Origin of the sequence: Xanthomonas hortorum pv. cynarae (genome assembly GCF_002939985.1) — a bacterium.
Taxonomy (GTDB): Bacteria; Pseudomonadota; Gammaproteobacteria; order Xanthomonadales; family Xanthomonadaceae; genus Xanthomonas; species Xanthomonas hortorum_D.
On the sequence record NZ_MDFM01000029.1, the window covers coordinates 21889 to 43992 of the forward strand.

At 64.6% G+C, this 22104-nt stretch carries 11 protein-coding genes and 1 pseudogene; 6 read left to right on the forward strand and 6 right to left on the reverse strand.

The window, feature by feature from the left end:
• Positions 1–12 precede the first annotated feature (12 nt).
• Entirely contained in the window at positions 13–6162 is a 6150-nt protein-coding gene (locus XcyCFBP4188_RS17560) for a transducer protein car (RefSeq protein ID WP_104592536.1), read from the forward strand.
• Positions 6163–6547: 385 nt separating this feature from the next.
• Here XcyCFBP4188_RS17560 and XcyCFBP4188_RS17565 read toward each other — a convergent pair whose 3' ends face one another.
• The 4 genes from XcyCFBP4188_RS17565 to XcyCFBP4188_RS17580 all read right to left on the reverse strand — a co-directional run bounded on the left by XcyCFBP4188_RS17565 (position 6548) and on the right by XcyCFBP4188_RS17580 (position 13059).
• Positions 6548–8833 carry a glycoside hydrolase family 3 N-terminal domain-containing protein gene (locus XcyCFBP4188_RS17565; RefSeq protein WP_104592537.1) on the reverse strand — a complete coding sequence of 762 codons (2286 nt, stop codon included), beginning with the start codon at positions 8831–8833 and terminating at the stop codon, positions 6548–6550.
• Positions 8834–9128: 295 nt separating this feature from the next.
• Complete coding sequence (locus XcyCFBP4188_RS17570; RefSeq protein ID WP_104592538.1) at positions 9129–11426, reverse strand: xanthine dehydrogenase family protein molybdopterin-binding subunit; 2298 nt, start codon at positions 11424–11426, stop codon at positions 9129–9131.
• Positions 11423–12508 carry an FAD binding domain-containing protein gene (locus XcyCFBP4188_RS17575; protein ID WP_006450814.1) on the reverse strand — a complete coding sequence of 362 codons (1086 nt, stop codon included), beginning with the start codon at positions 12506–12508 and terminating at the stop codon, positions 11423–11425. The genes XcyCFBP4188_RS17570 and XcyCFBP4188_RS17575 overlap by 4 nt, the downstream gene beginning before the upstream one ends.
• Positions 12481–13059 carry a (2Fe-2S)-binding protein gene (locus tag XcyCFBP4188_RS17580; RefSeq protein ID WP_006450813.1) on the reverse strand — a complete coding sequence of 193 codons (579 nt, stop codon included), beginning with the start codon at positions 13057–13059 and terminating at the stop codon, positions 12481–12483. The genes XcyCFBP4188_RS17575 and XcyCFBP4188_RS17580 overlap by 28 nt, the downstream gene beginning before the upstream one ends.
• A gap of 291 nt (positions 13060–13350) precedes the next feature.
• Between XcyCFBP4188_RS17580 and XcyCFBP4188_RS17585 the strand changes: the two genes are divergently transcribed.
• From XcyCFBP4188_RS17585 to XcyCFBP4188_RS17610, 5 genes and pseudogenes are all read left to right on the forward strand, one after another.
• Positions 13351–13875, forward strand: coding sequence for an RNA polymerase sigma factor (locus XcyCFBP4188_RS17585; protein WP_023903059.1), 525 nt, complete (start codon positions 13351–13353; stop codon positions 13873–13875).
• A complete protein-coding gene (locus XcyCFBP4188_RS17590; RefSeq protein ID WP_104592539.1) occupies positions 13872–14957 on the forward strand; it encodes a FecR family protein in 1086 nt (361 codons plus the stop codon). Before XcyCFBP4188_RS17585 ends, XcyCFBP4188_RS17590 begins: the two co-directional genes overlap by 4 nt.
• A 197-nt stretch (positions 14958–15154) precedes the next feature.
• Positions 15155–18061: a TonB-dependent receptor gene (locus XcyCFBP4188_RS17595; protein ID WP_104592540.1), complete on the forward strand. Its 2907-nt coding sequence runs from the start codon at positions 15155–15157 to the stop codon at positions 18059–18061.
• 314 nt (positions 18062–18375) lie between these two features.
• Complete coding sequence (locus XcyCFBP4188_RS23230; RefSeq protein WP_233397337.1) at positions 18376–19770, forward strand: histidine-type phosphatase; 1395 nt, start codon at positions 18376–18378, stop codon at positions 19768–19770.
• Positions 19771–19879: 109 nt separating this feature from the next.
• Positions 19880–21184 (forward strand): annotated as a pseudogene (locus XcyCFBP4188_RS17610) (jacalin-like lectin).
• 249 nt (positions 21185–21433) lie between these two features.
• Here XcyCFBP4188_RS17610 and XcyCFBP4188_RS17615 read toward each other — a convergent pair.
• Complete coding sequence (locus XcyCFBP4188_RS17615; RefSeq protein WP_074058752.1) at positions 21434–21859, reverse strand: type II toxin-antitoxin system death-on-curing family toxin; 426 nt, start codon at positions 21857–21859, stop codon at positions 21434–21436.
• An 8-nt stretch (positions 21860–21867) separates the two neighbouring features.
• Positions 21868–22089, reverse strand: coding sequence for an AbrB/MazE/SpoVT family DNA-binding domain-containing protein (locus XcyCFBP4188_RS17620; RefSeq protein ID WP_006450805.1), 222 nt, complete (start codon positions 22087–22089; stop codon positions 21868–21870).
• Between the last annotated feature and the right edge of the window lie 15 nt (positions 22090–22104).

The following is a 22104-nucleotide window of genomic DNA, read 5'->3' on the forward strand; positions in this document are numbered from 1 at the left end:
TGGGCTATTCAAATGACCTTACCGGATTCGATCACACGTTCGAGTCAGTCGCGACAAACGCCAACGCTGGAGCCTGCAGAACCAGCGACGGCTTCACCGCAGAGTAGGCCTGCACCCGAGACTGCGGCCGACATCCTGGGCGCCTTGCCTGCACGGGCGGGGCGCAGGGCATCCAGTAAGACCGCCAATGCTGCGCTCCACGTGCAGAACGTTTCATCGCATGGTGGACGGCGGGCTCGCATGCACCTCGAGGGCGCGGCTGCCGCAGACGGCGATGTCACGAGCTTGATGGAGGCGTGTCTGGCGCGTCGGCCCGTCGTTCACAGCGAATCCAGTCTGGGTGGCGGTGGACGTCTGTTGCGCTACATGCCGGATCGTGACGACTCGCGCATGCCACGCAACGAGGCGTTCTTCACCACCATCCCCGGCTTGCTGATCGCAGCTCTTACCGTGCATCCGGCGGTCGAGCGCCGCACCGGTACTACGCCGACGGCCGACCAGGTCGCCAGTCAGCTGGCCGATCCGCCGATCGGCCAGCTGACCGGCATCTGGCAGGCTGCCGACGGGCAATGTTTCGCCCTGCGTGCCAACCAACTGCATCGTGTCGAGGCGTCCGGGCACTGGGCAGCCGTACCGCTGCCACCGGCATGTGATGCGATTGCTCATCTCTGCATGCTTGGCCGGCAGGCCGATGGCGGTGTGTACGTCCGTGCAGGCGAGCTGTGCTGGCGTGCCGGCAACGAGCAGATGTCCATCGCGGTGGGCCCGACGCCCGAAGGCGCCTTGCTGCGGTTCGATGCGGACGGCAGGCCATGCATGCTCCATGCTGGTGTACTGCGCCGCTGCGATGACGATCAGCCCGGCCGGGTCGTGGAACTGACGCGTCCGGTAGCTGGCGGCCCGGCCTTCGAGTCGACACCTGCGATGCCTGTGGATGTGTTGCCACTGGCGCATGCCGCTGCCTTGGTGCTTGATGACAAGGGACGTGTGTATGAAGCCGACATGCGCGGGAGCGGGCCAATTGTCGCGCGACGATTGACGTTGCCTCGCCCGATGGGCAGCGAGCAGGGCTGGGCGGTGACCTCCATGGGGTTGTCGACCGATCACAGCGTGCATCTTCTGCTCGAACACAGCGACGGCAGGCGCATCTCGCTGCAGCGGCCGGCAGGGCAAGCGCAGTTCCAGCCGGCGTTCATGCTGGATCGTCCGTTGTTGCTCATGCGCAGCGAGGGGCTGCAGATGCCTGCGGATGAGGCGATGCAGTCGCGGGTGGTGCTTGATGGGCACGCGCAACTGGGACATCTGGACGGCGTACTGCATTACTCGCCTTCTCCGAACCAGCCATGGGAGCGGCTGACGCTTCCCGGCGGCGCGCCGTTGACCGGCGTTGTCTCCCTGCATAGCGGTCCGCGCGGTTTTGTCGATCGTCGTCCGGTGTTCGCACTGCTGGCCGCACCGTCCCGATTGGTCGAGCTCAAGCTTCCCGGGCGCACCACCTGGCTGGCTGCTCATGCGGCGCCCAGCACACCCTCGGGTGGGCCGCTCGCCGTGGTGCCGGACGTGGTGGAGGTGCGTTGCCTGCCGATCGCCCGCTTCGATGAAGACATCGCGCAGGCGGCGGTGCATGCAGACCGCAGCGCTGTGGTGATGGCCGCCTCGGGGCGATTGATCAAGGTCGATGCGGATCGAAACAGCGGGGACGTGCCCGCGCTGGAAGGCGTTGTCGCGATCGCGGTGGGATTGGATGATGCCTTGTACGCCTTGAGCCAACCCGGCGATGGATCTGCACACGTGCACCGTCTTTCGCACGACCATGACCGGTGGGAGGCTTTTCCGGTTACGTTGCCGCAGACCTCTCCACTCCCGAGTGCGCTGCGAACCACGCGTACCGGACAGCTGCAGTTACGGCTCGGCGCGCAGTGGCACACGGTGCTGCCAGCGATGACCGGTCCCGACCGGGCCCGCTTGCCTGCACGCGTGGCTGCGCATGCGTCGCCTGATGACGTGGCCGTTTCCGGCACCCAGTCCGGCTCCAATGCACGGGTCAATCGGCAGCAGGCAAGCCGTCTCAGGACACCGGACCACGATGCGGCGGTCAGCACCACGTTGCTGGGGACCACCTCCACCGATCCACTGAGCCTGCGCTCGAATGCACGGGTGCTCGCACAGAGCGGCCGCGCGCAGGCCGCTGCGCTCGTAAAGGTGCTCACGGACGTTGCCGGTGGCACTGCGCGTGCCGTGGCCGGGTGGACTGGCGTTGGATACGCCCCCACCACGCAGCAACGGCGGCTCGCCCGTTTCCGTTCCGAGGCAGAGCAGGTCCTGTCTTTGGCGCTTGAGATGTTCGACACCTTGCCGGTACTGGCAGAGGCGCGTATTGCCGGTGCCGCAGGTCCGCACCAGCCTGCCGCGCTGTCGCAGAGCCAGCACGAACGACTTACGACGCTGCGTAAAACAACCTTGGCTGGCTTGCTGCGCGATCTGCGCAAGATCGGGTTCCGTGAGGGCGTTCTGGCTGCCGATTTCTCCATGGCGGATGGCGGGTGCACCCAGCGCGCGAGTTCGACCGCAAGTTATCGCGCCGCCGAGCTTTGGCGGCGGGCGCGTTCGGCCGTGATGCGCACGACGGTACAGAACAGCGATGACATGTTGCCGCACTTGGATCGTTGCATCGCTGCGCTGGCCGGCGGTGCGTCGCTGCATCCGCAGGCGTTGACCGCTATGGAGCATGCACAACTGGCCGAATTGCGCGAGGTCAGTCATCGGCTCAAGGCTGCCGGGGTCAGATTGCCGATCCGAAATGGTCGCGCCACCGATGCGTCGAGTGATCCGCATGCCCTGCGCAGTGCATGCCTGCTCGCAAGTCTGATGGAGTACAACGCGTTGCTGGATGTCGATGATGCGGCGGCGCTGGAGGCGGCCGACGCAAGGCAGCGGCAATCCGGGCTGCGAGCCCTGGCGAAGCTGGGTCTGTCGTCATGGCGTGAATTGGAGGCCTTCGACGACGTGGTGACCACCTTCCGCGAGGAAGTCGCCACCCCGGGGAGCGCGCGTCAGCTGCAATTGCTCAAGAGCATCGGCCTGTCGCCAGGCGCGGCCCCGGACGAAATGGCTGCGCGCATGATCGATGTGTTGCAGGACCTGTTCAATCGCAGCACGTTCTTCACAAGCAGAGTGCGCTCTGCCGAGCTGCGCGGCTCGCTCGGTTCTACGCAATGGATGGATCTCAATCCGGTCAGCGTCGGCATGGGCGGCGAAGCCATCCACGCGCTGGGTGTCGAACGCATCGGCGACTCGAAGGACGGCGATGCGGGACTGGTTGCCTTCTTCGTTCGGCATGCCAAAGCGACCGCGTCAGGGACGGCAGGCATACGCATTGATCTGCGGCCAGGCCCAGGAACCGGCGCACATGTCTACGATGCGGATCCTGCACGGACCTTGTCGGCGACGTGGGGCGGGGCGGCAAATCTCAGCGCAGGCGGTACCTACCAACATGGCGTGGGCGCAGCCGTCATCCTCTCGCCATCGACGATTCCTGAGTTCGCCAGGCTGTTGTTTGATCGTCATGATGACGACACCACCAAGCTATTGCGTGCAGGCGTGAACGAGGGGGCGATCGGGCTGGATCTGTTCGAAACCAATGCCAATGGATCGCTCAACGTCAACCTGACCTTACAGCCGCTCGCGGTGCGGCATTCTTACGGTCCAAGACAGCCCGTCGCACCCAACGCCGCGCCAGACGCAGCCGGCACCGACAACCCGCGTAGCGCAGTCTCGGCCTCCTTGCCGTTCAGCATGACGGCGCAGGCCGGTGTGCAATGGAGCCAGATGGAGCTGCATCTGGACCATGCGTGGCAAGAGATCATCGGACTCGAGTTCCAGGGCCGCGTCGGCCTCACTGCCGAGGTCAGCAGCGGCATCAATCTCTCGGGCGCATTGACGTCGGTGCTTGGCCGAAATTTCGCACGGCTGGTCAACGCGGTTACCGGTGCCGGCAATCTGCAGTTGGCCGGTGTTCGAGTGGCCTCCAGCGACGTGCAACTGCCGACCGATGCGCCATTGGACGATACGCGCACCGGTCCTTTGCTGGGGACCGCCAGCTACAAGCGCACGCTTGACACGCAAGCCGCCCAGCCGATTAGCCCGCAGGCATGGGACGCGATGCGCAAACGGCTCGAAGAGATCATCCCGGAGAGCATGGCCGAACTTGATGGAATGCGATATCCGGCGACACCTGGCGAGCGACGGGACGTACTGCTGAAAGCAATCGAACGTATTCAGGGGGCGCAGGCGCGTGCGATCGAAGCTGGCGCCTTGCTGGAGGGTCCGGCGCTGGCACAACAACGTGCGTGCGCCGAACAAGCCACCCTTGCCGAGGCGTCCTCGCTATGGAAGGGCGGCTCGCCCTCCGAGCGCGCGGCCATGGTCGACCTGCTGCACCAGTTGCGGCAAGAGGACGCTGCCGCCATCCAGCAGCGTGCGCGCATCATTCCTGGCGCACGTGTGGAGATCAACATGTTCGGGCGCGAATCGCTCGACGCGGTGGTCAGCCATGCCATTGGTCATTACGCGCTTGGCGAGAAGATGCGCGACGTTGCGGAGCTGCGTCGCAAGATTCCCGGGCTGGGCGAGGTATTGCAGAGGTTCAAGGATGTTCCCAACGTGAATCAGGTTCGCTTCGTGTTCGAAATGCGGCCACAGGCAATTGTCGCGATCAACGACGCGCTGGAGGTCAAACAGCACGCGCAGGCTGCAGCCGCACTGGGATTGCGGGAGCCCGCAGGTGCAATGGCCTGGCGTGATGCGCTCGTTGCCGCGCAGCGGTCGCCGGATCTCTACCGTCTGGCGGCTATCGCTGTGCACAATACCGACGAAAACCCGGTGACCAGTCGCGTCGGCCTGCCGCTGCTGAATGTGGCAGCTACGGCAGTGTCGTCGCACCAGCTGTTCGAGGCAGAGATCCAGTTCCGTTATGGGCTGTACGATCGTATCGAGGGCGCCGAAGTGCTCGAGGCAGGAGTACGTGCACTGCGACAGTCACTGGACCCTTTGCAGGTGGTGGGTGTGCAGGCGCTCGGGCAACGTCAGAGGGCGAACATTCCCTCATCCGTTCCGGCCTCGCCGCGCGGCGAACGGCCCAGGCTGAAGGAAGCGCGCGACCTGGAATTCGAACGCCATCTCCAGATGGGCGTCGTGCCGGTTGGCCCACACCTGCGCGCCTTGACGCGCGACCTGACACGGTTCGAGGAGCAGACCCAGCGCACCGTGGCACAGTATCTGGCACACGACGCTTTAGCAGATGCAGTGAGTGGCGCACAGGCCAATGTAGGCGAACGCATCAATCAATTGTTGGCCAGGCTTGCACCCGCAGACGACGGCGTGACCGAGGCAGCTATCACCGGATCAGGCCTGCATCGTAGGCTCGCTTCGCTGCAGGCCTGTCGCGATGCTGTGCATCAGGCAACCGATGCGCTGGACAAGGCATACGACGACTTCCGCACCCACATGGACGCCAGTCGCGCTGAGAACAGGGACATTGCGGCGGTTCAACATGCGTTCGAATTTCTACAGCGCGCTGCCGAGTGCGATCACACGCTGGTGTCTGCAGTCGACGTTCTCTTGCGTCGGACCGCAGAAATATATGAGGTGCAGGACCGAGAGCTCCGGGATATGGACGACAGGCTGGACGACTTGCTGCCGCGTCTCGATGGACTGGGCCAGGCCTCTGAGCTGGAGCGCAGGGCTTTTGAAGATGCCGAACAACGCCTTGTAGAGGTCCGGAACGAAGCGCTGCAGGTATTGGACAGGCATGCTGGGGGGACGGACGCTGCAAAAGCGATTGATGCGGAGGGCAAGGCAGAGGCCATCAAGACACTTGAAGATGCGATGAAGGACGCCTTGCAGCAGATGGCTGCGACCCGTGATCGCATCGCAGAGCTCGTGTCGTTGAAAGATAGTCTTTGCGCCCGGCTGGCAGACGATATCGGGGCGTTGCGCGACATCGACGAGCATACACTTGCCGCGCGATCGGTCGTGATGCAGGCGCGTGATCTGGGCGCCGGTGCGCATGCCGCAATAGTGGCCATGCTGAAGGAATTGTCGGATGACGATGCCCCGGGCCAGGACGTCGCCGGCAGCCAGATCACGTCGGGCCAGGAGTAACCGACCACCCAGGCATCGTGCAGTTTCAATCAGCTGTGTCGCTCCGCAGCGCAACGCTGCTTTCGCATCATCAGGCATGGGACTTCAGGCCGCTTGTCCTACGCTGGGGGAGCATGCCTTGGCCGGCGCCAATTGTCCGAGCCTCATTATCCGATACATCTGGGATCGCGCGAGCGGTGCGCTTCGTCGAGCCGATGCGAAGTTGATCGCCGCATCAATACGTGTCACGGTGCGCAGCCTCTGTTCCGTGCGCGCCAGATGCGCGTTGAATGTCTCCCGCATCTGCGCGGCAGTTTCCCCTGTGTCAGGCAAACGCTGGAAGTCGAGAATCGTGGTGACGTAAGGGAGAGAGATCCAGGCCGCCAAACTGAGCGACGCAGAGCACTCACTCTAGCAGTTCAAATCTCGCAGAAACGCCTGCAGCTTCGGCCGATGGCGCCACCCACACATCGAACACGCCGGGCTCCACGGTTGGCTGCAATGCCTGGCCGATAAACAACAGGTCCTCACGGCGCAGCACGAACTCCACCGCCACGCTGCCGCCTGCCGGCACTGCAAGCTTGCGAAAATCCTTCAGCTCGCGCACCGGGCGGGTGACGCTGGCGCTGCGGTCGCGGATGTAGAGCTGCGCCACTTCTTCCGTATCGCGCGTGCCGCGGTTGTGGATGCGCGCGCTTATACGCAGGCTGCCGGTCGCCGTCATCCGCGTATCGCTCAAGCGCAGCTCGCCGTATTCGATGCGGCCATAGGTCAACCCGTGGCCGAAGGGGAACAGTGCGGTGTTGGGCACCGTTCGGTAGTGCGTTTTATACGGCTCCAGCACATCCGGCTGCGGATTGGGGCGGCCGCTGGAGGTGTGTGCGTAGAAGTAGGGCACCTGGCCTGCCGCGTGCGGAAAACTCACCGGCAAGCGGCCCGATGGCGCACGCGTGCCAAACAGGATGTCGGCTACCGCAGCGCTCGCCTCCGAACCCAGGAACCAGCTGACCAGGATCGACGCGCATGCGAGTACCGGCCCCTCCAGCGCGAGTGCACGGCCGGTGCTCAGCAGCACCACGACCGGCGTGCCGGTGGCGATCACGGCCGCCAGCAATTGCTGCTGTACCTCGGGAATGCTGATCTCGGTGCGCGACTGCGCCTCGCCCGAATAGCTCAAGGGTTCACCGATTGCCAGCAGCGCCACATCGGCATTGCCAGCGGCTGCCACTGCCGCCTGCACCCCGCCCGGCAGCGTTTGATCGAAGCCGCAACCGTCCTCCACGCGCAGTGCAGTGGGGTCGTCCAGCGCGCCCGACAGTGCAGCGGCCAGCGTGTTGCGGTTGTCCTCTTCATCGAACAGGCTCCACGGCCCGGCGTGATTGAGCCAATCGCGCGCCATTGGCCCGATCAACGCAATGCGCTGGCCGCTGCGTCGCAATGGCAACAGCTCGCCGTCGTTCTTCAGCAACACCACCGATTTGCATGCGGCTTCGCGCGCCAGTGCCAGGGTTTCGGCGCGGCGCTGACGCGACTGCGCGAGCCTGGGCCGGATGCGCCGGAACGGATCGTCGAACAGCCCCAACGCCGCCTTGAACGTCAGCACGCGGCGCACCGAGGCATCCAGCCGTGCCATCGGCACCTCGCCTGCGGCAACCAGGGCAGGCAGGTAGCGCAGATACAGGCCGCTTTCCATGCTGATGTCCACCCCGGCCATGAAGGCCAGCCTGGCCGCCTCGCGGTCGTCGGCTGCAACGCCGTGCGCAACCAGTTCCTGGTCGGCGCTGAAGTCGGACACGACCAAGCCCGGGTAGTTCCACTCCTGACGCAGCACGCCATCCAGCAACCACGCGTTGGCCGTTGCCGGAATGCCCGACAGTTCGTTGAATGCCGCCATGGTCGTGACCGCACCGGCAGCGAAGGCGGCCTGAAACGGCGGGAAATAGACCTCGCGCAGCGTCCGCTCGGAGACATCCACACGGTTGTAATCCAGCCCTCCTTCGGCCGCGCCGTAGGCGGCGAAATGCTTGGGGCAGGCTGCCATCGCATCGGGATTTGCCAATCCTGCATCGCCCTGGAAGCCGCGCACCCGCGCCTGTGCGAACAGCCGCGCCAGCAGCACGTCTTCGCCAGCGCCCTCGACGCCACGGCCCCAGCGTGCATCGCGGGCGATGTCCACCATCGGCGCGAAGGTCCAGTCCAGACCCACCGCACTGGCCTCCATGGCCGCTGCGCGCGCCGTGCGCCGTGCCAGGTCTGGCTCGAAGCTGGCCGCTTCGGCCAATGGCACGGGGAAGACGGTGGTATAGCCATGGATCACATCGGCGGCGAACAGCAACGGAATGCGCAGCCGGCTTTGCAGCGCTGCCTTCTGCAGTTGCTGGTGCCAGCGCACGTTGGAGCCATTGAAGACCCCGGTCAGCCGCCCGGCGCGGGCCGCAGCCAGCTGATCGTCCCCATCGGCAGAGCGTGCAAGCGGGTTGGCGACGATCGCCTTGCCATCCTGCTGCGCCGAGCTGAACAGGCTGAGCTGGCCAGCTTTTTCTTCCACGCTCATGCGCGCGATCAGTGCGTCGATGAAAGCAGGCGTGCGCACCGCCCCGGACGGCAGCGCCCAGCCGGTGGGAATGCGCGCGAGCAGGCCTAGCGCGGCGGCGCCACCCAGCAGCTGGCGCCGCGTCGTGCGTGGAGACATGTGAGGATTCTTGGGTGGAGTGTGTGTGCACGCTACAGGATGGGCGACCCCGGTAACCAGACTGCTTTCGCTTTCCGCGCGGTGACAACGCAGAGGCCTGCAGATCGATCACGAACCGGTCATGCACGTCGGTGTCGTGCACGCGCGCTGGATGGACGTGCGGTAGCGCAATACGCCTAGATGTCTACCAGTGACGAAAATGAAACGGACCCAGTGCATTCGATGCACTGAGCCCTGTCGTACCCCATCAATTGTCGGTTGCGTTGTGCATTGCAGGCACATCGCCCCGCGTTCGTCAGTCCGCCATCACCTTGTCTGGCGTCATCGGGGTACTGCGGATGCGCTTGCCGGTGGCATGGAAGATCGCATTGCAGATCGCTGCCGAGACACCGATCAGGCCGATTTCGCCAACGCCTTTTGCGCCCAGGCTGCTGACGATGCGGTCGTCCTCGTCGGCGAAGATCACATCGATGTCGTGGATGTCGGCATTGGCCGAGACGTGGTACATCGCAAAATCGTGATTCATGAAGCGGCCGAAGCGGTGATCGGACTGGGTGTGCTCGTGCAGCGCCTGGCCGATGCCCCAGACCACGCCGCCCACAATCTGGCTGCGCGCAGTGATCGGGTTGAGGATGCGACCGGCCGCAATCGCACTGACCACGCGGGTTACCCGCACCGTGCCCAGCTCTTCGTCAACGCGCACTTCCACGAACACCGCGCCATGGGTGGCACGGGTGTAGTTGCGCTGCTTGAACACATTGGGCAACAGCAGGAACTTGTCTTCGATCTGTTCCAGCTGAGCGGCACGCAACAGCTCGGGCAAGGCGATTGTGGTGCCGGCATCGGCGCGCAATGCCAGCGTGCCATCGGCGAAGACCACCTCGTCCAGCTTGGCCTTGGTAAAGCGCGAATTCGGTAACGCCTGGGCCAGCCGCAGCAGCCGTGCGCGCAGTTTCCCGCATGCACCATCCACCGCCGAACCTACCGTGGTCACATGCGACGAGCCGCCTTCGATCGGTGCGACCGGCAGTGTGGAATCGCCGAGCTGGAAGGTGACCTGTTCCAGCGGCAAGCCCAGCGCTTCGGCGGCGATCATCGCCATCACCGTGTAGGTGCCGGTGCCGATATCGCTGGCCGCACTGCTGACCACCAGCCGCCCATCGGCATGCAACACGGCGTGCGCGCGCGCAAACATCTGCATCGCATCCCATTGGCCGGTGGCCATGCCCCAGCCGACCCATTCATTGCCTTCCTTGCGCGCGCGCGGCTGCAACGGGCGTTGCGCCCAACCGAAGCGCTCGGCACCTTGCTGGTAGCACGCGCGCAGTGCCTTGCTGGAAAAAGGCTTGTCGTCGGCCGGATTGACCTCGGCGTAATTCTTCAGGCGCAGCGCCAGCGGATCCATGCCGAGCTCATAGGACAGCTCGTCCATCGCCACTTCCAGCGCATGCACGCCGTGCGCGGCGCCGGGTGCGCGCATGTCCATCGGGCTGAACTGGTCCAGGCTCACCAGGTTGTAGCCCAGATGCACGTTGTCGCAGGCGTACAACTGCCCGCTCCAGTTGACCACCACCTCGACGTAATCTTCGATGCGTGAGGTTTCGGCAATGGCTTCGTGCCAGATCGCACGCAAGGTGCCGTCGCGGTCTGCACCGAGCTTGAGCCGCTGCAATGTCTCTGGGCGATGGCCGAAGGTGAACATCTGCTGCCGCGTCAGCACCACGCGCACCGAGCGATCCAGCAGGATCGAGGCCATCACCGCCAGCGGCAATTGATACTGCGGGCGCAGCCCGGAGCCGAACGCACCGCCCACGTAGGGATTGCGCACGGTGACCTTGCGCTTGCTCAAACCGAACACATGCGAGACATACCAACGGCTGTTCTGCGAGCCCTGGGTCTTGTCGTAGATGGTGAAGTGTCCATCGTCCTCGCGGATCACGGTGGAGGCGAACAACTCCATCGGATTGTGGTGCTCCACGCCGCTGTAATAGTCGGCCTGGACCTGGACGGCGGCATCGGCGAACGCGGTGTCTGGTTTGCCCTTGTCCTTGGGCGGCGGCGAGAAACCCGCCTTCATGGCCTTGGGTTTGTGCGCACGGTCCAGATTGGTCATCAGGTTGGTTTCGTGCGGGTCCTGCAGCAGCTCCACTTCCACCAGATGCGCCGCGTGGCGCGCCGCTTCGAAGGTGTCGGCAACCACCAACGCGATCGGCTGGCCGCTGTACAGGATCTTGTTGTCGTACAAGGGGCGGAACGGCGAACCGGCAGGTGCGGTCATGTCCTTGTAGAACAGGTCCATGCCGCGCATATGCGGGCGGTTTTCATGGGTGACGATTTCCAGCACGCCGGGCACTGCACGCGCGGCGGCGAGATGGAAGGCGACGATCTCGCCCTTGGCAATGCTGCTGTTGACCACCACGCCATAGGCCAGATCCGGCACCGGCCATTCGGCGGCATAACGCGCCTGGCCGGTGACCTTTGCGCGTCCATCGATGCGGGTGACGCCGGTGCCGGTGGGGCGATAGCCGGTGCCGCTGTCGGCAACCGGTGGGGTCAGGTCGCTGTTGGATAGATCGGTGCTGCGTGCGTTCATGGCGATTCCTCCAGCGCGCTGGTTCGCCCGCGGTTGTCGATGGTGCCCTCGCGGGCGACGTCCAATGCACGCACGATCGCGCGGCGGGCCAGCGGCAATTTGAAGGCGTTTTCGCCTTGCGATTGCGCGCCTTGCAGCAACGCATCGGCCAGGCTGCCGAAACTCTCTGCCGTGGCCGGCTTGCCCGCCAGCTGTGCTTCGGCCTCAGGATTGCGCCAGGGCTTGTGCGCCACGCCGCCCAGTGCAACGCGCACCTCGCGGATGCTGCCGTCTTCTGCCAACTCCAGCGCTGCGGCCACCGAGACCAGCGCGAAGGCATACGACAGACGCTCGCGAATTTTCAGATAGGCACTGTGCGCGGCGAAGCGCTGCGCATCGGGCAGATCGATATGCACGATCAGCTCATCCGGCGCCAGGGTGCTGTCCAGCTCCGGATGATCGCCCGGCAAACGATGGAACTGCGCAAAGGGAATATCGCGTTCGCCATTGGGGCCTTGCACATGCACGACTGCATCCAGCGCCGCCAGTGCCGTGCACATATCCGAGGGATGCGTGGCGATGCAGTGCGCACTGGCGCCCAGGATGGCGTGATATTTGGTCAGCCCGCCGATGGCCGAGCATCCCGTGCCTGGCTCGCGCTTGTTGCACGGCGTGGCATGATCGTAGAAGTACACGCAGCGCGTGCGCTGCAACAGGTTGCCGCCATTGCTTGCCATATTGCGGATCTGCGGCGAGGCACCGGCCAGAATCGCAGCGCTCAGCAAGGGGTAGCGTGTTTCCACCTCCGGGTGATAAGCGGTGTCGGCATTGCGTGCAAGCGCGCCCAAGCGCAGTCCGCCATCGGGCTGCGTGCTGATGCTGTCCAGCGGCAGCCGGTTGATATCGACCAGGCGGCTGGGCCGCATCACTTGCAGCTTCATCAGGTCGGTGAGATTGGTGCCGCCGGCGATCAGACGCACGGGGGCTTCGGCAGGCACCGGCTGTGGGTCGCCACGCACTGCAAGTGCAGTGAGCGCCGCATCGACGTTGTCCGGGCGCGTGTAGGTAAGCGGAATCATGCCGGCACCGTCCCTGGCGTCCACGGTGTGGTGGCGCTCTCGCTGCTGTCGCTAGGTTTGCCCAGCACTTCCATCACCGCATCGGTGATCTGCGGATAGGCACCGCAACGGCAGAGATTGCCGCTCATCAATTCGCGCACCTGATCGCGGTCGTGCGCCTTGCCTTCGTTGATCAGGCCGAGAGCCGAACACAATTGCCCAGGCGTGCAATAGCCGCACTGGAAGGCATCGTTCTCGATGAATGCGCGCTGCAACGGATGCAGTTGTTCGCCATCGGCCAGGCCTTCGACCGTGGTGATGTCGGCCCCGTCCTGCATGACCGCAAGCGTGAGGCAGCTATTGATGCGGCGACCATCCACCAGCACGGTGCACGCGCCGCACTGGCCGTGGTCGCAGCCTTTTTTGGTGCCGGTGAGATCGAGCCGGTCGCGTAACAGGTCGAGCAGGCTCACCCAGGCTTCGAGCTGTAATTGGTAGGGCTGACCGTTGATGCGCAGGTTGACCGGGTAGGTCGGCGCAGCGGGAGTGGCGGTGGCCGGCGCCAGATGAGTGGCAGTGGCGGGCGTGGCATTCATGCGAACCCCGTGGCGATGGCTGAGAGGAGAACGCTTACCTTGATGCCTGCCTGGTCAAGGTGTGGTGTAGGTGGGTGATGCATCTTTCACACGTGCGCGATGTCGAAACATGCTCACGCGTGCAGCGGGATGCGCTGGCTGCGCATGACGTCGCTTGTGTGGATAACCCGCGTGTTGGAGCGGCGCGGCACGACGCTGCATGCGCGGGCGCACGCCATGCAGCCGCGCGTCATCGTGGTGTCACCTGCATTGGCCAGGCTAGCCGGCCCAGCGCAAGGGGAGCGCCCACTCATGAAAGCCAACGCCGCCCGCGCGTGGACGCAGGTGTTTACCCAGCATGGATCGGTGCTGCGTGGCTTTTTCGTGCGCCGTGGTGCCAAAGAAGAGGCGGAGGATCTGGTGCAGGAGACCTATCTACGCCTGTTGCGTGCGCATCAGGATCAGGGTGAGGCGATCGCCAATCCCGAGGCCTATCTGTATACGGTGGCGCTGAACTTGGCGCGCGAGCAGGCCGTGCGACGTAAACAGGCGCCGCTGCGCATCGAAGAGATGGAGCAGTTTTCGCAGGTGTTGGCCGCAGGCGACGATGTGGAAGACGCCGCGCACCGGCAACAGCGGCAACAACGCTTGCAGGCCTTGCTGGCGACATTGCCGGAGCGCACCTGCGCGGTCCTTGTGATGCAGTACCGCGATGGGCTGAGCTACAAGCAGATCGCCGAGCGCATGGGGGTGTCTGCGCATATGGTCAAGAAACATGTGGTACGTGGGTTATCAGCGTGCAGACGCGCAGTGGCCGACAGCGGAGAAAGCTGGTGAGCAAGTCTGCAGTGCCAAGCCGCAGCGCTGTCGCTGAGGCCGCGCAATGGCATGCGCTGCAACGCATGCAGGCGCTGGATGCGGGGCAACAGGCCAGCTTTCTGCAATGGCTGACGGCATCGCCGCTGCATGTGCGCGAATACATGGCCGTGCTGCGCGTGTCTGGCGAACTGGGCGATGCGTTGCGCGGCATGGAGTTGGACGTGGATGCTCTGCTCGACGCCGACCGGCGCAAGAGCACTGATGCAGTGGCGCCGAACGTGATCGCGCTGCCGTTGCCGCCACGATTGACGTTGCAACATGCGGCCCAGCCGCGCCGCTCCGAAGCCCAACGCAGTGCGCGCGTGCGCCGCTGGAGCATGGGGCTTGCCGCAGCACTCTGCGGGGTGGCAGTGCTGACCGGCTGGGCCTGGCCGCGCACGCAAACCTACGCCACCGTGCACGGCGAGCAGCGCAGCGTGCAGTTGGCCGATCGCAGCGTGGTGCATCTGAATGCCCAGACCAGCGTGCGCGCGATCATGACGCCGTGGAGCCGTCACCTGCAGCTGTTGCGCGGCCAGGCCAGCTTTGTGGTCGCACCGGACCGGCGCCCCTTGCAAGTGCACGCAGGCCATCTGCGTGTGGAGGATATCGGCACCACGTTCGACATCGCGTTGTATCAGCGTCAGGCACGTATCGAGGTGGCCGAGGGCCGTGTACACGTGTGGCACGAACAGCGCGCTGGGCAACCGATGCTCGCCAATCTGGGGGCAGGGCAGAGCGCGCGTATCGACGATGCGACTGGCCGGGTCGAACTCGCCAGCGAAGAGGTGGCCACGATGCATGCCTGGCGGCAGCGCCGCATCGTGTTCCGCGACGCACCGCTAGCCACGGTGGCCGAAGACTTCAATCGGCTCAATCGTACGCGCTTGTTGATCGACGACGCTGCCGCCGGTGCGTTGCGGCTCACCGGCAATCTGCGCGGCGACGATATCGCCTCGCTGCGTGCCTTCCTCGACGGCCAGCCGAACCTGCGCGTGGTCAGTGCACCGGGAATTCTGCGCGTGAGCAGCCGGCCTGCGCAAGACACGCTTGCGCGATAGCCGTGGTGCCAGGTGACGTCTCGATGCGTGCATCGCCTGTGCGCGCCCAGCGCTCGCACCTCCCGTGCGTGTCACAGAAAATTCATCAAAAAACGGTGCCCGATCGTCGCTGTCGATCCTCGTAGTCCGGGTACAACGCAGCATTCCCGCCTCGCGTGAGGTGCTGCGCATTGCTTCCTCCCCTACTGGATTCCACGATGCGCCGTACGTTGTTTCTTTCGATCGCTCTCGCCTTGCATGCAGGCACTGCCGGCGCCCAGGCGGCACCTGCCACCATCGCGGTCGATGCGATTCCTGCCCAGCCACTGGCACGCGCGCTCAATGCGCTCTCGCGTCAGACCGGGCTGCAGTTTGTCTATGCCGCAGGCGTGGCCGGCAACCCGCAGACCCGCGCCACCGCTGCCGGCGTTGCACCGGAGCAGGCCTTGCAGCAATTGCTCGATGGCACCGGCCTGCGTTACCGCTATCTCAATGCGACCACGGTGACGATCGAAACCGCCGAGCCAGCACCCGGCATGCCGCAGGCAGTTCCTGCAACAGCCGCAATCGCAACGACCGCAACGGCGCCAATGCCGCGCGCAGACGCACCGGTGCAGGAGCTGGACAGCATCCAGGTACTCGGCAGTTACGCCGGCAGCCTCAGCGCCGCACTGCGGCAGAAGCGTTATGCCGACAGCGTGGTGGATGTGATCGCTGCCGAAGACATCGGCAAGCTGCCGGCGCAGAACGTGGCCGAAGCGCTGCAGCGCGTGCCCGGCGTGTCGATCGTGCGCGATCGCGGCGAAGGGGTGTACGTGCGCGTGCGCGGCCTGGGCCCGAACTTCCAGGTCACCACGCTCAACGGCCAGACCATGGCTGTCAACGAGAATGTGCGCACCTCCGGCCAGACCGGGCGGCAATTCCGTTACGACACGCTGCCGGCCGAACTGGTCTCCGGGCTGGATGTGATCAAGAGTCCCACCGCCGATCTGGACGAAGGTGCGATCGGCGGCATCATCAATGTACGCACGTTCCGCCCGTTGGAACTGGGCAAGACGCTGACCAACGTGTCGCTGGAATCGAGCCAGGCCCAGCGCACCCAGGCCAACGATCCGCGCGCCTCCGGCCTGTTCAATTGGGTCAATGCCGAAGGCACCTTCGGCATGTTGATTTCCGGCGCGTATGCGCAACGCACGCTGCGCCAGGACCGCGTCAACGAGGTGAGCTGGGACTATTACCGCAACGGCGTACCGGGTGTGCCCGGCGCCACTTACGTGCCCACCGGTCTGCGCCCGACGCTGGAGCTGGAAGAGCGCGAACGCACCGGTGTGGCCGCCTCGCTGCAGTGGAAGCCGAGCGCGCAATGGGAAACCAACTTGGATCTGCTCTATGCCAAGCAGACCGTGCATTACGACGAGTACAGCATGGGCGTGGGCTTCGACAGCCTGGCCAAGCTGAGCAATCTGCGCGTGGAAAACGGCGGCATTACCGGTTTCGATTATCGCAACGGCCAGGTGCAGATCTCGCGCGAAACCTCTGGCATCACCGACGACAATCGCAGTGCGCGCCTGTCCAGCACCTGGAGCGGCGACCAATGGACGCTGGGCGCGGTGGCATTCCACTCGCAGGCGCACAGCTACGATTCGGATCCGATCCGGCGCACCCGGCTGCGCAGCGGTGCCAACCTGTCGATGCGCGTGGACATGCCGCAAGCCGACGGCGACAACGTGCCCGATTGGAGCTTCACCAACGGTTTCGATCCAACCAACCCGGCCACCGTGGCAGGGCGCCGGCTGGAATGGCGCGAGATCGACGCACGCGACAAGGAAGACGCACTGCAGTTCGATGCCAAGCGTGCGCTCGAGGGCGGCTTCTTCCGCGACTTCAAGGTGGGCGCCAAGTATCGCCAGCGCTCGCGCACTTACGACCGTGCCGACCTGCTGCTCAACAGCATCGCCGGCGTGCGTTTTCCGGGCAGCAATTTCACCGCATTGCCGGTGGGCGACATGCTGTCGGACGCTAACGGCAATCTGCCGCGGCAATGGTTGGCGCCGATTGAATCCACGTTCTGGGGCAATTGGCCGACCAGCGCCGATCTGAGCAATACGCCCAATAGCGCCGACCTGCAGAATTCCTATGAGGTGCAGGAAAAGATCGCCTCGGCCTACGCGATGACCAACTTCGGCACCGAACTGGCCGGCCGCGAGCTGCGCGGCAATCTCGGTGCGCGCGTGGTGCGCACCGAACAGGCCACCGATGGCCATGCCGATGTCAACGGCAGTGCGCAACCGGTGCACTTCGAGCGCACCTACACCAATGTGCTGCCCTCGTTCAATGCAGCCTGGGACGTGCGCGAGGACATGGTGCTGCGTACCTCCGCTGCCAAGGTGATCACGCGCCCCGATCTCACCGACCTGTCGTCCAAGCTCACCTTCAATTCCAGCGGCGAACGCTTCACCGCCAGCGGTGGCAATCCTGCGCTGCAGCCGTTCGAGGCATGGCAGTACGACCTGACCTTCGAGTTGTACATCGACGGTACCTCCGCACTGACCGGCGGGTTGTTCTACAAGGATATCTCCAGCTTCATCCAGACCCAGATGTCCAACCTGGTGTACGAAGGCCAGACCTATCTGCTGTCGTCCAAGACCAACGGCAGCAAGGCGATGGTGCAGGGTGCGGAAGTGGCGTATCAGCAGGTGTTTAGCGGCTTGCCGTCGCCGCTGGATGGCCTGGGCATGCAGCTCAACTACACCTGGACCGACAGCAAGGCGACCTATCACGACGGTAGCAACAGCTTCACCGACAGCCTGGAAGGCGTGGCCAAGAACACCTACAACGCCGTGCTGTTCTATGAGAAGGGGCCGTTGATGGCGCGCGTCAGCTATAGCTGGAGCGACGACATTCTCAACGCGGTCGGCACCGCCAATGTGGCAACGCTCAACAGCGACCAGTTCGGTAGCCTGGATGCCAATGTGGCCTACAAGGTCAACGACACGCTGTCGGTGTTCGTCAATGCGATCAACCTCACCGGCGAAGTGCAGCGCCAGTTCGTTGGCGATCACTTGTTCGGCGGCTATACCGACTATGGCCGCACCTGGTCGGTGGGGATGCGCGCGCGTTTTTGAGATTGGCCGGGACCGGCTGACGAGCAGCCGTCAGCTGGCTGCGGACGGCGCGCTTGTGGTCCGAGCGTAGGAGCGGTGCATGCCGCTCCTGCATCGGCCGCGCCCACCTGACAGCTGTGCAGTTGCGTTGATCGCCGTTCCACAGTTGTCGGCGGCAGCCACTGCCGCTACTCGGCGCCTACTGCAGGGCGCCGCATGCAAGGCAGCATCGCCCGCGTTGGCGCTGTTGCCAGCTGCATTGCGCGAGATCTCGCGCAATGCAGTGGGTGCAACACGTTTCGAGACCACTCATGTCATTACTGCCTCGTATCTGTATGTGTTTCTTTGTGCTGTTCGTTGCCGGCCCGCCTGCGTTGGAAGTGGCGCATGCCGCTGCCGCAGCGCCGGAGACACTTGAAAAAGTCGTCATCCTCAAACGCCACGGCGTGCGTGCGGCGATGTCCAGCCCGGAGCAATTGGGTCGCTACTCCGCACGTCCCTGGCCACGCTTCGCTGTGCCGGCCGGTCACCTGACCGCGAACGGTGCACGTCTGGAAGCGTTATTCGGTAGCTATTACCGCGCGCATTACGCGCCGCTCGGTGTGTTCGATGGCGATGGTTGCGATAACGTGTATTACTGGGCCAACCGTACCCAGCGCACCATCGCCTCGGCACGCGCGCTGGCAAGCACGCTCACGCCGGGGTGCACGAACACGGTGCACCGCGTTGCCGACGGCGCGTCCGATCCACTGTTCGACGGTGCCCCGGCATTGCGGCAGCCGGCTGCCGCTGCATTGATGCGCGCGGCCATCGCCGGCCGCGTCGGTGGGGACGTGGCGGCCTGGAATGCCGCGCAACACGATGCGATCGACAGCCTGCAGCAACTGCTGCTGCAGTGCGCGCAACGGCCGTGTGCGGCGCAGGCCGGTGCCGGCAAGCAACGTCTGGATGCGGTGCCCGCACGCATGGGCGATGCCCACGATGGAATTGCCGGTGTCGAAGGCCCGGCACCAGCGGCATCGGGTATCAGCGAAAGCCTGCTCATGGGCTGGGCCGATGGACAGGACTTTGCCGCGTTAGGGTGGCAAGGCGTGAACGAGGCCAGTCTGCTGCGCGCATTCGCACCGCATCAGGCCGAGTTCGCGCTGCGTCTGCGTGCGCCGACGGTGGCGCGCATGGCCAGTTCGCCGCTGGCCGCACGGTTACTGGTGACCTTGCAGCAAGGCAGCACTGCCGACGCTGCCACTGATACTCACAGCAACAGCAACAGCAACAGCAACAGCAACAGCAACAGCAACAGCAACAGCAACAGCAACAGCAACAGCAACAGCAACAGCAACAGCAATCCATCGCGCGTAACCCCAATCGGCGGCGATGCAAGGCTGGTGGTGCTGTCCGGGCACGACGGCACGCTGACCTTGCTGGCCGGCATGTTCGATCTGCATTGGCAGTTGCCCGGTTACCAGCCCGACCAGACCGTGCCCGGTGGCGCGCTGGTATTCGAGCGCTGGCGCCGTGCCGATGGGCAGCGCGTGATCCGCTTGCGCTACACCGCGCAGACCCTGGCGCAACTGCGCGAACGCCGCGTGCTGACGCCACAGGCGCCGCCGCCGTCATCGCCGGTGTTCATTCCCGGCTGTAGCAGCGCCACACCTGATTACGACTGCCCACTGCCGGCCTTGGCCACGTTGATCGGCGCCGCAATCGACCCGCATTACCTGAGCGAATGACGCTGCGCGCGCCGGCCACGACCGGCGCGTGTAGTTGCATCGGCGCATGAGCGCCGTTTCTCTGGCCACCGTGCCAGCCGCTGTTTTTCACCACTGCAAGAGGCGATTTATGCTCCACCAGCTACGTACTCTCGTCAGTCTCGGAATCACGCTCGGTCTTGCCTGTGCAAGCATTGCCCAGGCGCAAACAAACGTCGGCGTCCTCGACGTGCTGACCTACAATGTCGCCGGCCTGCCCGAAGGGCTGTCCAGCGGAACGCCGGCCACCAACACCGCATTGCTGGCGCCGAAACTGGCACCTTACGGCCTGGTCAATGTGCAGGAAGACTTCAACTACCACGCCACGCTGTACGCCGGCGATGCGCATCCGTACCGCACCGCCACCAGTGGCGGCGCTGCCTTCGGCGACGGGCTCAATACGCTCAGCAACTATCCCTTCAGCGACTTCACCAGGATCAAGTGGAATCAGTGCAACGGCACCGACTGCCTGACGCCGAAGGGTTTCAGTTACATGCGCGTACGCCTGGCCGATGGCGTGTTGCTGGACGTCTACAACGCGCATCCCAATGCCGGTGTCGAAGCGGGCGATTTGTCCGCACGCCGTGCCAATATCGGCCAGCTGGCGCAGTTCATCCAGACTTGATCGGCTGGCAACGCGGTGCTGGTGATGATGGATTCCAACACGCGCTACACCCGCAGCGACGACAACGTCCGCGAGCTGATCGCCTCCAACGGTTTGAGCGATCCATGGCTGGAATTGATCAAGGGCAGCGCACCGGCGGCCGGCGCTGAGCCGCTGCTCTGCGGCACGCCACCCACCAATGCCTGCGAGGTGGTCGACAAGATCCTGTACCGCGATGCGCCGCAACTGACCCTGGTGGCCAACCGTTACCAGCTCGATGGCGGCGGCTTCTACGACAGCGCCGGCAAGCCCCTGTCCGACCATTACCCACTGCATGCGCAGTTCGGTTGGGCCGTGGGCGACCAATTGCGCACCAGCGACCAGTTCGGTGGTCCGCATGGCATTCCGTTCAACGATCTGGCCGGTAATGCCAGTGGGCGTCCGCTCAGCGGCGTGACCCTGCGCGGCGGCGCGCGCCTGGATGGCCTGGGTGTGATCCTGGACAGTGGCAAACTGCTTGCGCATGGCGGCAGCGGCGGGCAGGCGACCACGTTGTCGCTGGGTGCCAACGAAACGCTGTCCTCGGCCACCTTCAGAGTGGGCAAGTACAACGACCGCACCCGCGTGTTCTCACTGAGCCTGCGCACCAACAAAGGCCGCAGCGTGCAGGTGGGCACACCGAGCAGCGAGACCTACACGCTGCCCGCGCCGAGCGGCTGGCATATCGCCGGTTTCACCGGTCGCGCCGGCGAGGAGATCTATAAGTTGGGTGTGGTGTATGCGAAGGACTGAGCGTAGCTGACGCAACAGACTGCGTAACGAGCGTAACGAGCGTAACGCGTTGCGTAGCAGCGGCACGGCCAGGGATGGCCAGTGTTGCGTGAGCGGCTGCACGCCCAGGCTTCAGCGATATTGACGCCGTGCTTGCTTGGATTCTTCACTGTGCACAGTGCAACGAGACCGCTGATGACGGAAGTAGAAACGCGCTGCACGGCTGCAAGGCTCAAGCGCAAAGCAGAGTGCTATCAGCCGGAGGGATGCTCAGCCATAGGTGGGTCGTGTCTCGTGGATATGCCGGTCGTCACGCAAACGCACCCTTGCCCGTAGCCACTGCCCAAACTGCTTCTCGCTCCAGGCGCCATCGGCCAATTGCATCATGGCGACGTACTTGTCTTCTTGCGACGCAATGAGCTCAGCACCATTGAGTCCAAGAAAGACGCGATAGCAGACATGGGCGGTGCGCTTGTTGCCATCCACAAACGGGTGATTGCGTGCCAGCCCATAGGCCAGGCTCGCAGTCAGTTCCACCAGGTCGGGCGGGGGATCGCCGTAGGAGAACAACTGTTGCGGGCGTGCCAGCGCCGAATCCAGCAAGGCTTCATCACGCACGCCAGCTGCGCCACCGTGCTCGCTCAACTGACGTTCGTGTATTGCCAAGGCAAGCGCGCGCTGGATCCAGACGACCATGCGCGTGTTCATTTGGCCAACTTGTGCAGCACCTGCCGATCCTCGCGCATCACCTGCTCGGCCACCTCCATCTGCGCGGCCAGGGTCGGGTCGAACGCGGTCAGCTTGATGCCGTCGGGCGTTTCCAGCGCATACAGTTCGTCGCCCTTGCCCAGGCGCAGGCGGGCCAGCAGTTCCTTGGGCAGGATGACGCCGGCGGAATTGCCGATGGAGGTGATCTTGAGTTTCATGGCAGCATCCTTTGT

Excerpts from the sequence above, each read along its gene's own strand:
- XcyCFBP4188_RS17585 (WP_023903059.1), top strand. The coding sequence starts at position 13,351 with ATGAAAGCCAACGCCGCCCGCGCGTGGACGCAGGTGTTTACCCAGCAT.
- XcyCFBP4188_RS17580 (WP_006450813.1), bottom strand. The coding sequence starts at position 13,059 with ATGAATGCCACGCCCGCCACTGCCACTCATCTGGCGCCGGCCACCGCC.
- XcyCFBP4188_RS17615 (WP_074058752.1), bottom strand. The coding sequence starts at position 21,859 with ATGGTCGTCTGGATCCAGCGCGCGCTTGCCTTGGCAATACACGAACGT.
- XcyCFBP4188_RS17565 (WP_104592537.1), bottom strand. The coding sequence starts at position 8,833 with ATGTCTCCACGCACGACGCGGCGCCAGCTGCTGGGTGGCGCCGCCGCG.
- XcyCFBP4188_RS17560 (WP_104592536.1), top strand. The coding sequence starts at position 13 with ATGACCTTACCGGATTCGATCACACGTTCGAGTCAGTCGCGACAAACG.
- XcyCFBP4188_RS23230 (WP_233397337.1), top strand. The coding sequence starts at position 18,376 with ATGTGTTTCTTTGTGCTGTTCGTTGCCGGCCCGCCTGCGTTGGAAGTG.
- XcyCFBP4188_RS17570 (WP_104592538.1), bottom strand. The coding sequence starts at position 11,426 with ATGAACGCACGCAGCACCGATCTATCCAACAGCGACCTGACCCCACCG.
- XcyCFBP4188_RS17620 (WP_006450805.1), bottom strand. The coding sequence starts at position 22,089 with ATGAAACTCAAGATCACCTCCATCGGCAATTCCGCCGGCGTCATCCTG.
- XcyCFBP4188_RS17595 (WP_104592540.1), top strand. The coding sequence starts at position 15,155 with ATGCGCCGTACGTTGTTTCTTTCGATCGCTCTCGCCTTGCATGCAGGC.